Source organism: bacterium (genome assembly GCA_024226335.1).
Classification (GTDB): domain Bacteria; phylum Myxococcota_A; class UBA9160; order SZUA-336; family SZUA-336; genus JAAELY01.
The window spans coordinates 1-16,760 of record JAAELY010000154.1 but is presented as its reverse complement, the minus strand read 5'-3'; the positions used below and the strand labels follow the sequence as shown (position 1 = coordinate 16,760).

Genomic DNA, 16,760 nt, shown 5'->3' with positions numbered 1-16,760 from the left:
GGGCTGGGCCAGCGGCCAGATCTCCGAAGCCGGGTACGGGGGAGGCATCAGGCGATCCGTGGGATGCACCTCGACGTCGGGTGCGTGATCCACGGCGATCAGCCGAGCTTCGTCCAGGTAGAGAACTTCGCGAAGTTCTTCGGTGACCTGCAGGACGTAGTGGCCATCGCGAGGTACGAAGCTCTTCGAGTCTCCGATCCAGACCAATTCTTCGGGATCGGCGGAAAGAACCTGGCCGCGTCGCAATGAAAGCCCCAGCGGCGAATTTCCCAGCAGATCGGTGACGAAGCGGAACGTCTTGCCGCTCCAGGCGTAAAGATAGGGGCAGGAGCCGGCGGCGACGTGCTTCTCGATGAGCGTCAGTGTGTCCGGAGGAGCGGGAATCTGGATCTGGTTGTCGACCACACCATTGGTCCAGACCGTGTACACGGAGTCCAGCTGGGTTCTCCCGGCCAGACCGATTTCGATGGGCAGCGCGGAAACCGAGCGTGCAACCCAATATTTTCCGGCGCGCACTTCCACTCGAGTGCCGATACCACCGGGGTTCGTCTTGGTTCCGACCAGGCGGATCTTGAGTTGGCCATTGGCCTCTCCACCGTCGTTGCGCAAAAGGCGCAGGCCGTCACTGGTGACCAGGGTCAGGTCGGTATCGCCGTCTGAATCGAGATCGGCGGCCAGAAGATCACTCACCGTCGGAAGGGAGAGTGCGGCCAGGCCGGTTGCATCACTGACTTCACGCCAGCCATCGGAAGCGTCAAAGCTCCAGAGCATGAGGCGACTGCCCTTCGCTGCGCCGGCATCGGTTCCGGCCAGCAGAAGATCGAGCCAACCGTTGTTGTCCACATCGAGCAGGACAGCGGCCCGGGGTTGCAGTCCTCCCAGGTCGAGATGCACGCGCGTCGCCCCGGAACCGGGCAGGATCAGGACCTCACTCTCGCCAATCAGGAGCGTGTCCAGCATTCCATCGTTGTCGAGGTCGTCGATCAGCAGTCGTCCAGAGGCCGGCCAGGGTCCCGGAACAGCTGGCCGCGCAGAAAACGTTCCCGTGCGTTGATTCTCGAAGATCTGCGTGGCTTCGGGCTGGAGCGCCGTACCGCGAGCGACGACCAGGTCGATGGCGACGTCGTTGTCGAGGTCCGCGGCCTGGAGATCGCGTACCGGCTTGCTCTCGTCGATGCCCGCCTCGGCCGAAACATTCGCGAATTGCCCGTCTCCTCCGTTCTGCCAGAGTTGAAGGCCGCGTTCGTCGCCCAGGATCAGATCGATGTCACCGTCGTGGTCGTAGTCCATCCACTCGACGGCCGTGCCTCTTGCTTCGGAAAGACCCGCACGGGAAGTGACGTCATCCAGTGTTCCAGCTGCCGTCTGTTCCAGCAACTGCACACCGCCATCCCCTACCAGCACCAGATCGTTGCGCGCGTGAATTTCCGGGTCGTAGGGAGTTCCTTCGGGAACGCTGTCGTGGAAATTGCCGGGCAGGCTGATCAGGCGCTGGCTGGAGAGAACTCCCGCGGAAAGAGTCGACTTCAGGGTCGTGTCCCGCAGCGCGCCGTTCTTCTCGCTGGTGAGCAGACGGATCTGACCGTCGCGATCGGCCGCAAACAATGTGTAGCGGCCGTCCTTGCCCAGTTGCAGCAAAGAGGCCGCGATCACGGGAGCCGTGCGCTCGGACTCTCCGGGCAACCACTCGGAAGTGACCTCGAGAAAGCGGACTCCTTGCACTCGCGTCGCGGCATGGCGCTCGGAGCCTGCTGCGCGCAGCGGAGGCTCTGCCAGAGAGTACTGACAGCGTTCCAGTAGTTCAGCCGAACGGCTCTTGTCACTGAACAGGCTGCGCAGCCGCTTGACCTCGCGCAGGCGGTACTTCAGTTCTTTCCGGTCACCCGACTTACGGGCGTACCCGGCCAGCCGGTAATGTGCGGCCGTGTGGAACGGATCCAGGCGGAGAGTTTCCTTCAACTGGTGGCTGGCTTTCTCGTGATCGCCGACCGCTTGATAGGCGCTGGCCAGCTGGAAACGCAACGTCGCGGTCGTTGGATCGAGGCGCACCGCCTCTTCGTATTGGCGAACGGCCTGATCGAACTCGGATTGCCGGGCGTGGGCCAATCCGCTCAGGTAGTGATTTGCCGGAGAATCGACTTCGAGCACAATGGCCCGCGCCAGGACTTCGGCCACGGGTTCGATCTCGCGAGCCTGAAGATATGCACGGGCCAGATTCCGGCGGGCCGGAGCCGAGTCCGGTGCGTGGTCCACGGCTTCCGAAAAGGCCCGAATGGCTCCGGGCGCATCCTTGTTTTCGAGATGGGCCTTGCCGCGATTCATCGCGCGGATGAACTCGGAGGAATCCGGGGATTCCGTGGCGGGCTTGCAGCCGGAAACAAGGAAAAAGAGGAAGATGCACGTCAGAAACCGGAAATTGGATCGACTCATGGCTGCGCATAGTAGCTTTACGAGTGACGCGTGGAAATGTGTTCCGACACACACCGACAAGTCAGCTCGACGTATCATGCCTGTGCAACACAAGGCTAGCCGATGAGTGCCGATAAAAACTGAAGCCCCGCGACCGACCGAGCGCGTTCTGCCTACGAGCGGATCGTCCGGAAGCGGGACGGAAAGTCCCAGAAGGCGTCGGAGAGCCACCATAAGGCCCGAGTGACCACCAGTTATGGGAGAGGGCCGCATGGCGATCGCAGATCCGTCTAGCAAAACATTTGGATTCCATGACGACTGCAATCGCTTTGTCGTAGAATCGGGTACCTGACCCACACACTTTATTATGTTTTTTTTGCGAGATATCGACGCAGGAGCTGATGATGAGTAGCGAAACGCTGATTTCTTCCCGCAGCGCTCGAGAAAACGAGTGGCGCGCGCGCCTGTCCATCTTCGTAGGTGGCTTGTTGGGCTTTGAAACCTTCTCGGGTCTCTGGATCTGGTTGGCGCCATTCAGCATTGCGAGTCAAATGCTCGTGTTGCTGCACACTGCGGTGGGCATCGTGTTCCTGGCCCCCTATCTGGCCTATCAGTGGCGCCACTGGAACCTGTACCGCAAGCGAACCTGGTCTCACTACATGGTGACGGGTTATGTGGCGTTCGCGGCCATCGCCTTGAACGCCATCTCCGGTGTAGTGCTTACCTGGCAAGCACTCTTCACTGTTCGCATCTCCTATGCCTGGGACACGGTGCACATCGTCACGACCCTGGCGATTCTGGCCTTCCTCGTCCCACACGTGGTCCTGCTCATCATGCGCGACCGCAAGGGTCAGGCGGAAAAGGCGCGATCCGTCTTCCTCGCAGAGAAGCGCTGGGTCAAAGGCGCGTTGGCGATATCCGTTGCGGGCTTCATGGTGCTGGGCCTGATGGGGCTGCTCTATCAACCGGTGGTATGGAACAACGAGTTTCCAGCGGACTACAGCTACGGCGAAGGCCGCAGCCCGTTCAGTCCGAGTCTTGCTACGACCGCCACCGGCGGCGCCTACGACGATCGCTCGCTGACGGGTAGCGAAAACTGCGGCACGTCCGGGTGTCATCAGGGCATCTATCGCGAGTGGGAGATGAGCGCGCATCGCTGGGCTTCGATGGATCCCGCCTTTCAAGCCATCCAGGAAGTCATGGCCAAGCAGAACGGCCCCGAGAGCACCCGCTACTGCGGAGGCTGTCACGATCCGGCTTCGCTGTTCGCGGGAACCAAGAATATCTTCGCCGAAGATCTTTCCAGTGTGCTGGGCTACGACGAGGGAATCTCGTGTCTGGTCTGTCACGCCATCCGGGAGACGGACCTCGTAGGCAACGCGAACTACGTCATGCTCCAGCCCGAACGCTACATCTATGAGGTCGAAGGAGGCCCCATCGGAAAGGTCATCTCGGATTTCTTGATTCGAGCCTATCCGAAGAAGCACCTGGAGGTCTTCTCCAAGCGCCTGTTCAAGACGCCCGAGTACTGTGCGGCGTGCCACAAGCAGTTCATCGACGAAGAGGTGAACAAGGTCGGATGGGTGCAGTTGCAGAATCAGTACGACAACTGGCGCAAGAGCAAGTGGAACCCCGAAGACGAGCCGGAAAAGGTGGTGGAGTGCCGGGAGTGTCATATGCCGTTGCAGGATTCAGATGATCCGGCCTCGGGAGATGACCTGGATTCCTATCGCACAAAGGATGACGGCAAACACCGCGACCACCGCTTCATCGCCGCCAATTCGTTCATTCCGAAACTCCTGGACCTCGAAGGCTGGGAAGAACACCATCGCTTGACGGAAGAATGGCTTCAGGGCAAGCGCACCATCCCGGAGATCGAAGACAAGTGGGCCACAGGTGACGCCGTTTCGATCGAGATCCAATCGCCCGATACGGTGAAACCCGGGGACGACATCGACATCCGCGTGATCATCTCTTCCAATAAGGTGGGGCACGATTTCCCGACGGGACCCCTGGACATCATTCAATCCTGGATCAAGTTGGAAGTCGTCGACGACCAGGGCAAAGTGGTCCTCGCGAGCGGGACCATCGACGAGAAGCGCTTCATCAAACCCGGCGCCTTCATGTTCAAGGCCGAACCGGTGGATCGCTACGGAAACCTGATCGATCGACACAATCTCTGGGAGATGGTGGGTGTTCGCTATCGACGAGCGCTCTTTCCCGGCTTCACCGATGTCGCGCGCTATTCCATGGCCTGCCCATCTGCGGGAGGCGGAGAAGAGGAACTCGTAGATCAGGACAGGAAGATTCACAAAGACTTCAAGGTGGCCACCCCGGCTTCTCCGGGAACGCTGCACGTGAAGGCTTCACTGGACTACCGCAAGGTGGACCAGTTCCTGCTGAATTTCATGTTTGGCGAGGAGAACGAGATCACGTCGCCCGTAATTCAGATGTCGATACGGGAAAAGACGATCCGCATCGAGGAAAGTTAGTGTGTCGCAACGCAGTCGCCTGATTCGGAAAACCTTGATCTTCTGCTCGTTGCCGGTCGTCGCGGCAACACTGCTGCTCATCTGGATGCAGGGAAACAACGACGCTCCCTACGTCGCGGGCGAGGAAGAAGAAGGGATTACCCGGAGTCTGGACCGAGCGCTGGAAAAGGGCACGAGCGCGCTGCGGTTCAGTGAAGTTACCGACGAGGCCGGGATCAAGTTCGAGCATTTTCCGTTTCGCCGCACGAGTCAGATCCCCGAAGACATGGGATCCGGTGGAGCCTGGGGGGATGTAGATGGCGATGGGCTGCCCGATATCTTTCTGGTGAACTTCGCAGCTCCCCTCGACGCCTCCGATGAAGAGATGGCGAAGTCACCGGCCACGGACCGACTCTTTCGGAACAAGGGCGACGGCACGTTCGAAGACATTACGGATTCCTCGGGTGTAGGTACGGCTCACCGGGGAATGGGAGCCAGCTTCGCGGACTACGACAACGACGGGGACATGGACATCTTCGTGACCTCCTGGGGAGAGAACATCCTCTGGCAGAACCAGGGTGACGGCACATTTCGCAACGCAACGGGCGTGGCGGGACTGAGTGGTAAAGGTTTCTGGGCGGGGGCCTCCTGGGCCGACACCGATCTGGATGGGGATCTGGATCTCTATGTCTGCGGCTATGTCGAATACATTCCCGAGAAACCGGGAGCGGCGAGCACCCGGGTCGGCAAGGCCGAGTATCCGTTCACGCTCAATCCTTCGTCCTATTCGCCCCACGCCAATCGCTACTACGTGAATCAGGGCGACGGAACTTTCGAGGAGCGCGCCGAAGAGGCGGGCGTGCTGGGCAAAGAAGGTCGCAGCCTGGCAGCGGGTTGGGCGGATTTCGATACCGACGGCTTGCCCGACCTCTACATCACCAACGATGTCTCGGACAATATGATGTTCCGGAACCTCGGCGACGGGACTTTCAAGAACATCAGCTACGACGCGTTGGTGGCGGACTACCGGGGTTCCATGGGAATCGCCATCGGCGATTGGGACGGGGATGCGGACATGGATATGTTCGTCACCCATTGGATCGCCCAGGAAAACGCCCTGTACTCGAATCTCAGCTCCGATCTCGCTCAGGACGGAGAACCCTCGAGGCTGCAGTTTGGCGACGATGCCGATCGCGTTGGGCTCGGCCAGATTGCGCTGGACCTGATCGGTTGGGGTACCGCCATGGTGGATCTCAATAACGACGGCTGGCTGGACCTCGTGGTCGCCAATGGCAGCACGTTTCAGCAGCGAAAAGATCCGACCCTGCTGATCCCGATGAATCCGCAGATGTTCTGGAACAAGGGCCCGAAAGAAGGCTTCTTTGAAGTCGGCGCAGAAGCGGGCATCCGCACCGACCCGCCCGGAAGCGGTCGCGGCGTCGCTTTCGCCGACTATGACGGCGACGGCGATGCGGATGTCTTGATCTCGCGTCATGGAGGTAGAGCGCGTCTCTTGCGAAACGACTCGCCCTCGGGCGATTGGATCGGCTTCAGGGTTCGCGCACACACGGGCCATCCATCCGGACTGGGCGCGAAGATCCACGTTCGTGCCGGTGGCCGCAGCCTGATTCGCGAAGTGGGAGCGGGACCTTCCTATCTTTCCCAGAACGATCTCGATGTCCTGATCGGATTGGGTGAGGCCGCAGAAATCGAGAGCGTCGAAATCATCTGGCCCGGCGGCAAACGCGAAGTCTGGAAAGGCCTGGAAACCAATCGCCTCTGGAATCTGGAAGAGTCCAAGGAGCCCCACGTGGCGAGAGTGCCCGCCAAAGGAAGTCAGGAATCGGCGAGCACGACGAAGACTCTCCGCACCTCCGACATGTCGGAACACGCTCTGGTCGCCGACGTCTCCTCGAAGCTGACGCGCGAGGAAAGACGAAAGTTCTGGAAGTTGAACGCGGAGGCGCAGCGCCTGTTCGGCGAGAGCCAATGGAAAAAGGCCATCGCCGTCTATACTGAAATGACCGAACTGGACCCGAGCCACGAGGATGCACTCTACTACCGGGGAAACAGCCTGCTGGAACTCGATCGCTATGCCGAAGCAGTCGAGAGCTGGCGCCGCTTGATCGAATTGAACTCCGCAAGCTCCCGCGCATGGGTTCAGTTGGGGATCCTGCACACCCTTCCCGAGGCGGAACATCTCTTCGATCTGAACGCCGCGGTATCGGCCTTCCAGAGCGCTCACGGGTTGAATCGAGAGGAAAGCAAGCCTCTCATACTTCTGGGTGAAGCGACGCTGGCGCAAGGCGAGTTGGATGAAGCCAGGTCCTTGCTGGAATCGGCCTATCGCATGAACCCCAAAGCCACTTCGGCCCTGTATCTGAGCGGCTACCTCGCCTGGAAAGAGGGCAATGCCGATCGCGCGGTGGAGTTGGTTGTGCGAGCGGTAGGTTCCATGGAAGCGGATCGCCCGGTGCGGGGAGTCCTGGGAGAAGGCGACACGCGTTCAGACGATATGCGGATCGCCAGGCGCAAGGCCGCGGAACGCAGGCTCTTTGCGGGCTGCCTGAAAGGCCTTCGCACAGTCGCTGAAGATCCCGATCTCGAACGACTCTTTCCCTGCGTGGACCAGGAGAGAGCCGCGCTTCAAAAGCGCTCCTGATCGGCGCTCACCGACGACGATCGTCAGGGTTCCCGGACGATCATGGCTCCCGGACGATCGTCAGGGTCGCCGCGCTGACTTCCTGAGTCGAGCGCTTGCCCGACGGCCAGATGACCTCGACTTCGCCCTTGTCGATTCCAGCGGGAAGCCCCAGGTGCATCGTGGGATCACTGCTGCTCAGATAACTACTGGCGAAGCGCACCTCCGAGGCGATGCTGCGATCGCCGAGTTTCACGCGAACCTTGGCACCGATCGCGTGAGTATTCGGGGCCTTGCCCTCGAAGCGGATCTTCAACCAGCGGTCATTTGCTGGCAGGTCATTGCGCAATAGCTCGGAACGCCCACCTGAATTCAGCGTCAGGATGTCGATATCACCGTCGTTGTCGATATCACCAAAAGCCGCACCTCGAGTTACACGCATGCGCTGAAACGCCTTGCCGGCCTGATCTGCGACGTCGACAAAGCGCCCGTCGGCCTGCCCCATGAAGAGCATGTTCTGCTGACCGTAGGTCACGCTCTGGGAAAAGCCTTCGATGTAGTCCACGACGTGTCCGTTCCCGACAAAGCAGTCCAGATGCCCGTCGTGGTTGAAATCTGCGAAGCGAGTCGCCCAGCCCACATGCCGGTAATTGTCTTTGTCCAACTGCATGGACCGCGTGACGTCCTCGAACTGAAGATCTCCCTGATTCTGATACATATTGTTGAACTCAAAGAGCATGTTCGTGACGTAGAGATCTTGGCGCCCGTCGCCGTTGAGGTCGGCGACATCGACGCCCATGGCGGCAGTTTCGACACCGTCAGGATCGAAAGCGGTGCCCGATTCCATCCCGATCTCGGTGAACTTTCCAGCATCGTTCTGGTACATGAAATTCGGCGTGGCATCATTGGCCACGAAGACATCCTGGTCACCATCCCCGTCAAAATCCGAGATCGCGATGTTCAACCCCTTGCCCCCGGGGTCCAGCCCCACTTCCTTGCTGACATCGGTAAAGGTTCCGTCACCGTTGTTGCGGTAGACGATGTCCATTTCCGGTTCGTAATCCCGGGGACCGGGAAAGAAGCGGAAGCCCATGCGCTTGGAAAGTGAGGACGAGTGAGTTCCCTCGGACCGGGGTCGGAACTTCACGTAGTTGGTCACGAAGAGATCCAGGTCGAGATCGCCGTCGTAGTCGAAAAATGCGGCACCGGCCCCCCAGCGTGCGTCACCCGTTCCCGATTTCTCCGTAACGTCCTCGAAGGTTCCATCGCCCTTGTTGCGAAAGAGTCGATTGGGACCGTAGTTGGTCAGGTAGAAATCCGTGAATCCGTCGCCATCGAAGTCAGCACAGGCGACGCCCTGCCCGTAGGTGATCTCGCTCAACCCCGCTGCCGCGGTCACATCCTTGAAGGTTCCGTCGCCTTCGTTGTGAAAGAGCGCGTGGTGAGTCGTACTGTCGGCCTCGGGCTTGCCTTGATCGTCGAGGGCCGTGCTATTGACCAGGAAAGCGTCCAGCCATCCGTCATTGTCGTAGTCGAACAGCGCTACGCCACTACCCGTGGTCATGAGGACGTTTTCGAGTTTGTCCGCACCAAAGGTGTGGCGAAACCGGAGTCCCGAAGGTCCGGACACGTCGGTGAACGAGATCGCCGCGGAGTCTTCCGCCATTGCGCTCCCGACGGGCCACCCTGCCAGCAGAGCCATCGAAACGGAAATGAGAATTGCGGCGTGCCTCGGCTGCAACGAGAAAAGCGCCCGGCGCCGCTCACCCCGGCTATCGCGAGTAGTATACGAACGTGAAGTAGAACGCATCGTTCTCCATCCCCATGGTGTTGCTGTATTCTTTTCGGTAGTTCAGTTGCAGACTGACGGATGTCGTAAGCGAATAATTCACGCCAATGATTGCCGCCGTATCGTCTGCGTCCTTCGTGGCCGTGTCGCGAATCACTGATTCGAACTGTGCCGCAAGACGGATATCCTGGAAATTCGGCACCACCCAATCGGCCCACACTCGGTAACCGACGACGGTGGCTTGCTTTCCCATGGTGACCATGACGTGTTTCTCGTCACCGGCAAAGCCGTCCTCTCCGTAGGTCAACTGAGCGCCGCACATCAGGTAGGTGCCGTACTTGTAGAAACCATCCAGGGCCAGTCGCCAGCGCGAAATCGAAGCGTTGTCGCTGAACAGGCGCGGCCCGCGGACCGTCGGCAGATCGCCGTATGCAAAAGAAACTCCGTACTGGAAATCCCAATAGGTAGGAGTGCCCAGGCGTCCACTGAACAGATAACTCTCTCGCTCAGAAGAACTGAAGAGATGAGAGGAGTGGATCGCTTCGCCCGAACCGATGGTGGCCGCGATCTGCCAGTCGTACTCGCCAAGCGGCCCCTTGAGATCGATGCCCCAATCCCATTTCATCCCCAGGTCGGTGGCTTCGATGGGCAAGATGAAGCGCTGGCGCGGTGCCTGAATCGGATTGACTCCGTAGGGAATGACGAACTGTCCGATGCGCAAACTGAGTCGGTCTATCTTGCCGGGATTGAAGCGGATCCAGAAATCCTGGGGTGCAAATTCAATTCGACGCAGGCCGTTGTCTACCTCTATGCGATCGAAGACCAGGCGAGGATGAAAGTCGACGGCCGTCAGAGGCAACCAGTCCGGAAACAGTTTCCGAAGTGGCGAAGAGTCGGTAAACGTGCCGACGTAGTCCACTCCGATGTAATTGTGTGGCGGTCGATGCGAGAGTTCGAAGTGATCCTCGCCCATATCATCCATCGGGATCATGGTAACGCCTTCGCGCGAATAGAATCCCGAGAGGACGAGTTCTTTGTAGAAGAAGGAGCGCCCCCGGCCCTCGTCTTCGTCCTCGCTATCCCAATCGTCCTCCGCTTCCACGCGGGTATCGTCTCCAGCGGCGATACCCGCGGGAAGCACGAGGGCCATCGCGATGACCAGTCCGATTCCGCGGAACGCCCCCAGGACGATCTGACTCAATGCACTTTTCTTGCGCCGCATATCCGACTCCAAAATATTGACTTGCAGGAAATGCTCCTGCACACGATCCCGACCTTGAGACAGGCTTACCGCGGGTGCGCCGAGCCCAGGGAGCCCTCGCTTATAGCGAGGTGTCCATGAGGAATCTACGCGTCTTCCTGCAGACAGGAATACATGTTGCGTTTGTTCGCATCACACAGACCAGCCAGATTGTAAGGCTCAATGGCTCCGGAGATAAACTGTTTCGCTTCGAGAATCCCTTTTTCGGAAGGCTCCGGGTGCGCAGCCAGGTCACAGACAAGGCGATGGGCCGTACCTGCATCTTGAAAAAATTTATTATCGTGACTGTTCAAAAACCCGAGCCCCATTTCCGTAGGATATCGGCGCCGCAGATGTTCGCTGTAGTGGGCACCGGCGAAATAGAGCATCGAATAGGTCGCCATCATTTCGAAGTGGCCGAATGCCACATAGCCACCGTGGATGATCCGATCGAGGTGTGCGATATCGCGAAAGAGAGCCATCTCGTAGGCGGACAGGGCTTCGCTTCGCGCGGAACCTTCAGTCTCTAGCGCGCCCACGAGCCGATCGATGCCAGTGAGCGTCAACGCATTACCGGAGCTGTGCAGAGGGTCCAGAAAACAGGCGGCGTGGGGCAACATAGCCCAGTTTGCACCCGCGACCCGGTTCCGCCGGCGTTGCATGCGTCCCGTACGGGTGAGCGGCGTGAGAGGTCGCGCCGACTGGAACTGTTTTGCGATCGAGGGGAAGCGGCGCAGGAGTTCAGACCATTCCGAATCGGGCGACCTGGCTGGATTCAACGGATGGCGGCCGTCCTCCAGCACGAAGCCGGCGCTGGTGACGCCATTGTCAAAGCGCAACGCGTACATCCAACCACCGTCGAAAATCTGGTGCAACGCGGCAGCGTGCGAGGGAAAGGGGTGATCCTCGCAGCGACCACCCGCCGCCCGGTAGACCTCCTCCCAGGGAGTCACGCCTGTGAAATGCCCATAGAGACTTCGAGATCGGGTGTGAATCGAACTCAGGTCGTCTTCGATCCCGAGTGCAGCCGCCAGGACATTGCCATCGCCGCTGGCATCGATGACGAAGGGAGCTCTCAGTTCGATGCGCTGATCGTCCCGCCGGCCCTCCAGGTACCAACGATCGCCCTCCTCGATTTTCGTGATCAGAGTGCGATCGAAGTACGGAATGCCGGCGTCACAGACTTCGTCGACCAAAAACGCATCGAATTCTGAGCGAAGCCAGTGTGTATCGGCACTCTCGTCATCGGGGCTCGCGGCGACCAGGAGTTCGTTGGAATGATCCTCGCGCGGCGCGAACTCTTCTCCCGCGACGTGATGAAAATAGCTGAAACCGCGCTTGAGACCGCAGACCAGATCGGGATAGCTGCGGCGCCAGGAACCGTACTTGCTGAGTGGTGCGATACGGGGCAACTCATAACGTCGCGCGAGTTCGCTCAGAACGAGATCACCTTGAGGGGTTGAGGATTCGCCGATCGCGAAGCGCGGGTGCGAGTCTCGTTCGATCAGAATGGGCTTCATCCCGATGCGCTGAGTCAACAGAGCCATCAGAGATCCGCCGAAACCCGCTCCGATGATCAGTACGTCGGCCGTTGCTCCCATCGGGTTGTCCTTTCCGATAAAGGGGTTCTATCCGCGACTCGAAGAAGGACTCACTTGCTGAGTCAGGTTCATGTGTCGGAGAGCCTCGACTCGCGCCGCACCCCGTTCCTCGCCCTCTGCGAGCGATTCGATATCCCAGAGATCCGCGAGGACTCGCCCGCGTCCGTTTTGGATTCCGGAAACCACGACTTCCTCCAACTGCTCGAGTGTAGGCCGCACGAAGAATCCTTCTCGTTCGAGCTGGTTCACGATTCCGTTTCCCGATCGAACTGGAATCACCACGCAAGATTCAACGCCCAGCGACTGGGCGTAATCCACGGAACGTTTCGCCCAGAGCACGCTCTCTGTTCCAAAATGACCGGGGGCTCCCAGGAGAATAAAGGCGCGAACGGCAACGCCGCCATCGAGGAGCAGGCGTGTCGCGGCTTCGAAGTCCTCCAGAGTCATGCCCTTGTTGAGACGAGACAGGACGTCGGGATCTACGGTCTCGAGTCCCATGGCTACCTGGAGTTCCGCGGGTGCGATGGACTGGGCGAACTCGATGCAATCTGAATTCACCAGCTTGGGATGGCACTCCACAACGAGTGTCTTCTTTCGACCGACGAGACCGGCGATCTCCTCACGATCCTGTCGCGATACGGCCTGCACATCGAAGAAACTGCCCGCGTTGTACAGTTTGAGGTGGGACGTCGCGGGAAGTCGATCCAGCGCCCATTGGATCTGTCGGGTCACGGCTCCTGCGGCCACCCGTTTCTCGGTGGTGTGCTTCCAGAGATCACAGACCAGGCAGCGAAACGGGCATTCCCGATTGGTGAGCAGAATGGTCGCGACGTCGACTAGTTCGCGATCGGCCGTCAGTTCTTTCTCGACGAAGAAGCCGCCCGGCCTCTCGGGGTCGACGGACAGGCGCGGACCACGAGCAGAAACGATCGCTCGGCTCGTGAGCGGAGGCAGCACCTGGCTTCAGGATCGTCTAGATCGATTGGAAGACACTGCGATACACGGCCGGATCTTCTGGAAATCGATCCTTGATCACGCTGTCGCGAGCGACGCCGTGCTGGAAACGACGCTTCTCGAAGACCGGCATCTCCAACCCGGTAAGCGCACGCACACCTCGCGATACGATCTCGCCCTTCAGTTGATAGAGCTTCTCGTGATCCCAGTCGGTGAGTTCGATGAAGGGGATGCCTTCGGAAACCTCGACGACATTGGGCAGCGTGAATGGACTGAAGCCGGTGAAACCGAAACAGCGGGCCGGAGCATAACCACGCGTGCATCCGCGGCTCAGTCCGCCGGAATAGGTCAGGGAGTGCTTGATTGAATCGACGCCCCAACCTTCGTGGTAGAGCATGAGATTATTGAGCACGCTGCGGATGGTCAGCTCTGGATTCTCCTCGATCGGATAGTCCTTGAGGTTCTCATCGCCTCCATCTCCATCCACAAGCTGTCGCCAATCGGGATATCGTTCGCGGATACCGCGACACAGAGCCAGAGCCATGGCGCCGGACTGGACATCGAGGGGTTTGTAGTCCTCGAGAATGCGAATCGTCTGATCCAGATCGACATAGCTATTGGGAACTTCGATGGGCTCGTGAAAGAGTTGCAGGTCGAGTTGTGCGAGAAACCGCCTCGCCTGTTCCAGATCTTCACCCGCCCCATCGACGCTCAACGTAAAGGCTTTCAAACGAGCAGGGTTCATTCCAGAACTGGAGAGCAGGTGGTAGAGCACCAGAAAAACAGAGCCGCTATCGATGCCACCCGAGAACGAAACCCCGATCGGTTCGTCTTGCGGGAGTGCGTGCAGCCATTTTCCGATCTCATTCGCCAACGTGCCGATGTACTTCTCACCGATCTGATCCAGATCGGGCGCCAGCACTTCCCGCTCCGGATTGAAGAAGCGGTTGTGAATCGGATTGGGATCCGGACAACCCACCAGGGCGATCTCGGTGATGTAGTGAGCGGGGACCATCCGCGTGTAGCTGGGATGAAACTGATCTCCGAATCCGCGCTCATCCAGCCAGCCCTTGATGGCGTCAATGCGATCCGCCACCAGCAGAGCGGGGCCCTCGGCCTGCTTCACGATGAAGTAGCGCATGGGAAGCTGTAGAGAACGGGCCATTCGCACGATTTCGCCTCGCTGGGCGACCAGAGCGAAGTGGCCGTCGATCTCTCGTACGCGTTGCACGTCGCCGCTCTCGACACGCTGACGCGCCTCTTCCTGGGACATTCCGAAGATCACGTTGAGAGAGGGATCGGTGAGGTCAAAGACCTCGCGAATAGGTTCTGTCTGTACCACGCTAAACCTCGATTCTCTTGGTGAGAAGAATCTAGCACGGACCGATCGGGCTGCCTCTCGTCGCTGGACTCCGGTGCCAGCGCTGAGCTAGAGCATGCTCGTATCGGTCGGCAGGCCGAGGAAAACCCGACCCGCCAGCTCATAGGTCGGGGGGCCCACCATGATGTGCTGTGTGGCCACGTGCATGTCGCGGAAGATGCGGCCCAGCGGGCAGCTTTCGTAGACCGAACTGCCACCGGCGGCGTTGTACATCAGATCCACGGCGCGGGCGGATTGGCGGGAAGCATTGGTGGTGGCCAGGCGCAGAAGGAGTCGGTGATCGACGGTGAGCGGATCACCCGTCGACGCGGCATCCCAGGCCGACTCGACCGCCTCGCGTAGCAGCGCACGCGCGGAGCGAACCGCTGCTTCCGCTTCGGCTACGGAGGACTGCACATAGGCGCGCTCACGTAGCGTTCGCGTGCTGGCGACCGGCACTTTCTGACTCGCCAGGGAAACCAGTTCATCGATCGCGCGACGTGCGAGTCCAAGCGAGATCGAACACACACCGAGTCCGAGGAAGCCTAGAAGCGGAAACTGGTACAGACCCTTCAATCGCGGCTGGCTGACACCGAAGCGCAACCAGCGCCCCTCCGGAACAAACGCCTTCTCGACCTTGAAGTCGGTACTGCCCGAGCCCGCCATGCCGTGCACATACCAGGTGTCGAGGATCTCGACCTGATCGGCGGATAGGAAGGGCAAGAAGTGATACGGGGCGCCGTTTTCATCGAGCACGATCTCTCCATCGTCATCGACCAACAGGGACGCGCCAATCAACCAGTCGGCGTGATGGCAACCGCTTCCCCACTGCCATTGACCGGTTACTTCGATGCCCCCTTCGACCCGGCGCGCCCGCCCGTTGGGCGCGGTAACACCGGCCGTGATCACACGCGGGTCGCTGCCGTAGATCTGCTTCGACCAGCCGTCGTCGAGATAGCCCGATAGCAAGGCCGTTGTGGAGCCGACCATCACGACCCACGCGGTCGAGCCATCGGCGCGGGCGATTTCCTCGATGACCTGGAGTGTCTCCAGCGCGTGCGCCTCGGCGCCTCCGAGAGCTTTCGGGATGCAGAGTCGAAAGATCCCGTTCTGGCGCAGATCGCCCACGATGTCGGCCGGTACCTGGCGGGCCCGCTCGATTTCATCGCCCCGGAGGCGGATTGCAGCGCTCATCTCGCGGACAGTCTCGAGGGTCGAAAAGCTCATCGATGCTCTTTCCAGGCCATGTGGCGATTTATAGACAGATTTTCAGAGTCGAACTCCAGTAATTATCACAAAACTGGATGATTTACTCAGAAATCCTCTCCCCGCCCGAGCCGCTCGGCGCCAGTAGCGCGAAGAGCGCATCGGCCAGTTCGCGCAGGAGCGGATCGTCGGCTCCGAGCCCGAGGGCCAGGGGATTGTTGAGCCCCTGGGTGAGGACCAGGAGCGCACGGGCCATCTGTTTCGGGTCGCCGGGGCGCACCTTCCCGGCGTTCTGGGCCAGGGCGATGAAGCGTTCATAACGCTGGAAGGCCTGGGACTCGTGTTCGCGATAGGCGTCTCGCAACGCGCGGTACTCGGGCAGGCGCGCGAGCGCGCAGCGAAACACCAGGGATTCGCGCGTAAAGAAGTCGGTGGCCTGCACCACGAACTCGCGACAAAACTCGCGGGTGCTTTTTTCGAGCAGGCTCTCGATGCTGAGGGTTTGATCGATCCAGGCGACCAGTCGGTCGAGAACCGAGGAAAAGGCCGCGGCGAGTGCGGCGTCCTTGGAGGCGAAGTACGAGTAGAAAGTAGCGGGCGAGGTTCCGGCCCGTTTCGCCACGCGCTCCGCACTGAAAGAACCGCTGGCAGCGATTTCCGCACTCGTGGCCTGGACCAGGTTTTCGTAGGTGCGGCGTGCCTTTGCACTGACCATGTCTTGGGACGTCACGGTGGGAATCATACTTGAGATCAGAGACTGTTTTACAAGACTGGAGCATTGCTCTAGAAGAGGGGCTCACGCAAAGGAGCGAGTAGCGCCCATGACGGCCCACGACTACGAGGGTTATCGCGCCCTGCACTTCGATCGAGTTGGTGATGTATTGCGCATTGCGATCGATCACCCGAGCAGCGATCTCAATGCGGTCGACGCGCTCCTGCACGACGAGCTCACGCGCGTCTTCCGCGAGCTCAAGCGCGAAACTCGCGCGCGCGCGGTACTACTGACCGGCCGCGGACGCGCATTCAGCGCCGGTGGTGACTTCGACTGGTTCCCGTCGCTCGACGATCTGGAAAAACTCGAAAACCTGC

11 protein-coding genes are annotated in these 16,760 nt (G+C 59.9%); 3 read left to right on the top strand and 8 right to left on the bottom strand.

Features of this window, described 5'->3' with window-relative positions:
- A partial coding sequence (locus GY725_07295) for a tetratricopeptide repeat protein (protein MCP4003984.1) occupies nucleotides 1-2,430 on the bottom strand: 2,430 nt, incomplete at its 3' end.
- A 383-nt stretch (nucleotides 2,431-2,813) separates the two neighbouring features.
- On the opposite strand from GY725_07295, the gene GY725_07290 reads away from it, so the two are divergent.
- Together GY725_07290 and GY725_07285 are read left to right on the top strand one after the other, a co-directional pair.
- Nucleotides 2,814-4,901, top strand: coding sequence for a hypothetical protein (locus tag GY725_07290; protein MCP4003983.1), 2,088 nt, complete (start codon nucleotides 2,814-2,816; stop codon nucleotides 4,899-4,901).
- 1 nt (nucleotide 4,902) lies between these two features.
- Nucleotides 4,903-7,542, top strand: coding sequence for a tetratricopeptide repeat protein (locus GY725_07285; protein ID MCP4003982.1), 2,640 nt, complete (start codon nucleotides 4,903-4,905; stop codon nucleotides 7,540-7,542).
- 40 nt (nucleotides 7,543-7,582) lie between these two features.
- Here the strand turns inward: GY725_07285 and GY725_07280 are convergent, their stop codons facing one another.
- From GY725_07280 to GY725_07250, 7 genes are all read right to left on the bottom strand, one after another.
- Entirely contained in the window at nucleotides 7,583-9,187 is a 1,605-nt protein-coding gene (locus tag GY725_07280) for a CRTAC1 family protein (protein ID MCP4003981.1), read from the bottom strand.
- Between the two features lie 106 nt (nucleotides 9,188-9,293).
- Nucleotides 9,294-10,532, bottom strand: a complete 1,239-nt coding sequence (locus tag GY725_07275) for a hypothetical protein (GenBank protein ID MCP4003980.1) — start codon at nucleotides 10,530-10,532, stop codon at nucleotides 9,294-9,296.
- 125 nt (nucleotides 10,533-10,657) lie between these two features.
- Nucleotides 10,658-12,151, bottom strand: a complete 1,494-nt coding sequence (locus tag GY725_07270) for a hypothetical protein (protein ID MCP4003979.1) — start codon at nucleotides 12,149-12,151, stop codon at nucleotides 10,658-10,660.
- Between the two features lie 27 nt (nucleotides 12,152-12,178).
- Nucleotides 12,179-13,108 carry a radical SAM protein gene (locus tag GY725_07265; protein ID MCP4003978.1) on the bottom strand — a complete coding sequence of 310 codons (930 nt, stop codon included), beginning with the start codon at nucleotides 13,106-13,108 and terminating at the stop codon, nucleotides 12,179-12,181.
- Between the two features lie 16 nt (nucleotides 13,109-13,124).
- Complete coding sequence (locus tag GY725_07260) at nucleotides 13,125-14,378, bottom strand: asparagine synthetase B family protein (GenBank protein MCP4003977.1); 1,254 nt, start codon at nucleotides 14,376-14,378, stop codon at nucleotides 13,125-13,127.
- Between the two features lie 156 nt (nucleotides 14,379-14,534).
- The gene (locus tag GY725_07255) at nucleotides 14,535-15,692 is read right to left on the bottom strand and encodes a flavin-dependent monooxygenase (protein MCP4003976.1); all 1,158 of its coding nucleotides are present in this window, start codon (nucleotides 15,690-15,692) and stop codon (nucleotides 14,535-14,537) included.
- Between the two features lie 82 nt (nucleotides 15,693-15,774).
- Nucleotides 15,775-16,401 (bottom strand): TetR/AcrR family transcriptional regulator, encoded by a 627-nt coding sequence (locus GY725_07250; GenBank protein ID MCP4003975.1) that lies wholly within the window; start codon nucleotides 16,399-16,401, stop codon nucleotides 15,775-15,777.
- 91 nt (nucleotides 16,402-16,492) lie between these two features.
- On the opposite strand from GY725_07250, the gene GY725_07245 reads away from it, so the two are divergent.
- The coding region (locus GY725_07245; protein MCP4003974.1) for an enoyl-CoA hydratase/isomerase family protein at nucleotides 16,493-16,760 on the top strand (268 nt) is incomplete at its 3' end.

What these genes read in the sequence shown, in the direction of transcription:
- GY725_07290 (MCP4003983.1), top strand. Translation starts at nt 2,814, where the DNA reads ATGAGTAGCGAAACGCTGATTTCTTCCCGCAGCGCTCGAGAAAACGAG.
- GY725_07280 (MCP4003981.1), bottom strand. Translation starts at nt 9,187, where the DNA reads ATGGCGGAAGACTCCGCGGCGATCTCGTTCACCGACGTGTCCGGACCT.
- GY725_07275 (MCP4003980.1), bottom strand. Translation starts at nt 10,532, where the DNA reads ATGCGGCGCAAGAAAAGTGCATTGAGTCAGATCGTCCTGGGGGCGTTC.
- GY725_07270 (MCP4003979.1), bottom strand. Translation starts at nt 12,151, where the DNA reads ATGGGAGCAACGGCCGACGTACTGATCATCGGAGCGGGTTTCGGCGGA.
- GY725_07260 (MCP4003977.1), bottom strand. Translation starts at nt 14,378, where the DNA reads ATGTCCCAGGAAGAGGCGCGTCAGCGTGTCGAGAGCGGCGACGTGCAA.
- GY725_07255 (MCP4003976.1), bottom strand. Translation starts at nt 15,692, where the DNA reads ATGAGCTTTTCGACCCTCGAGACTGTCCGCGAGATGAGCGCTGCAATC.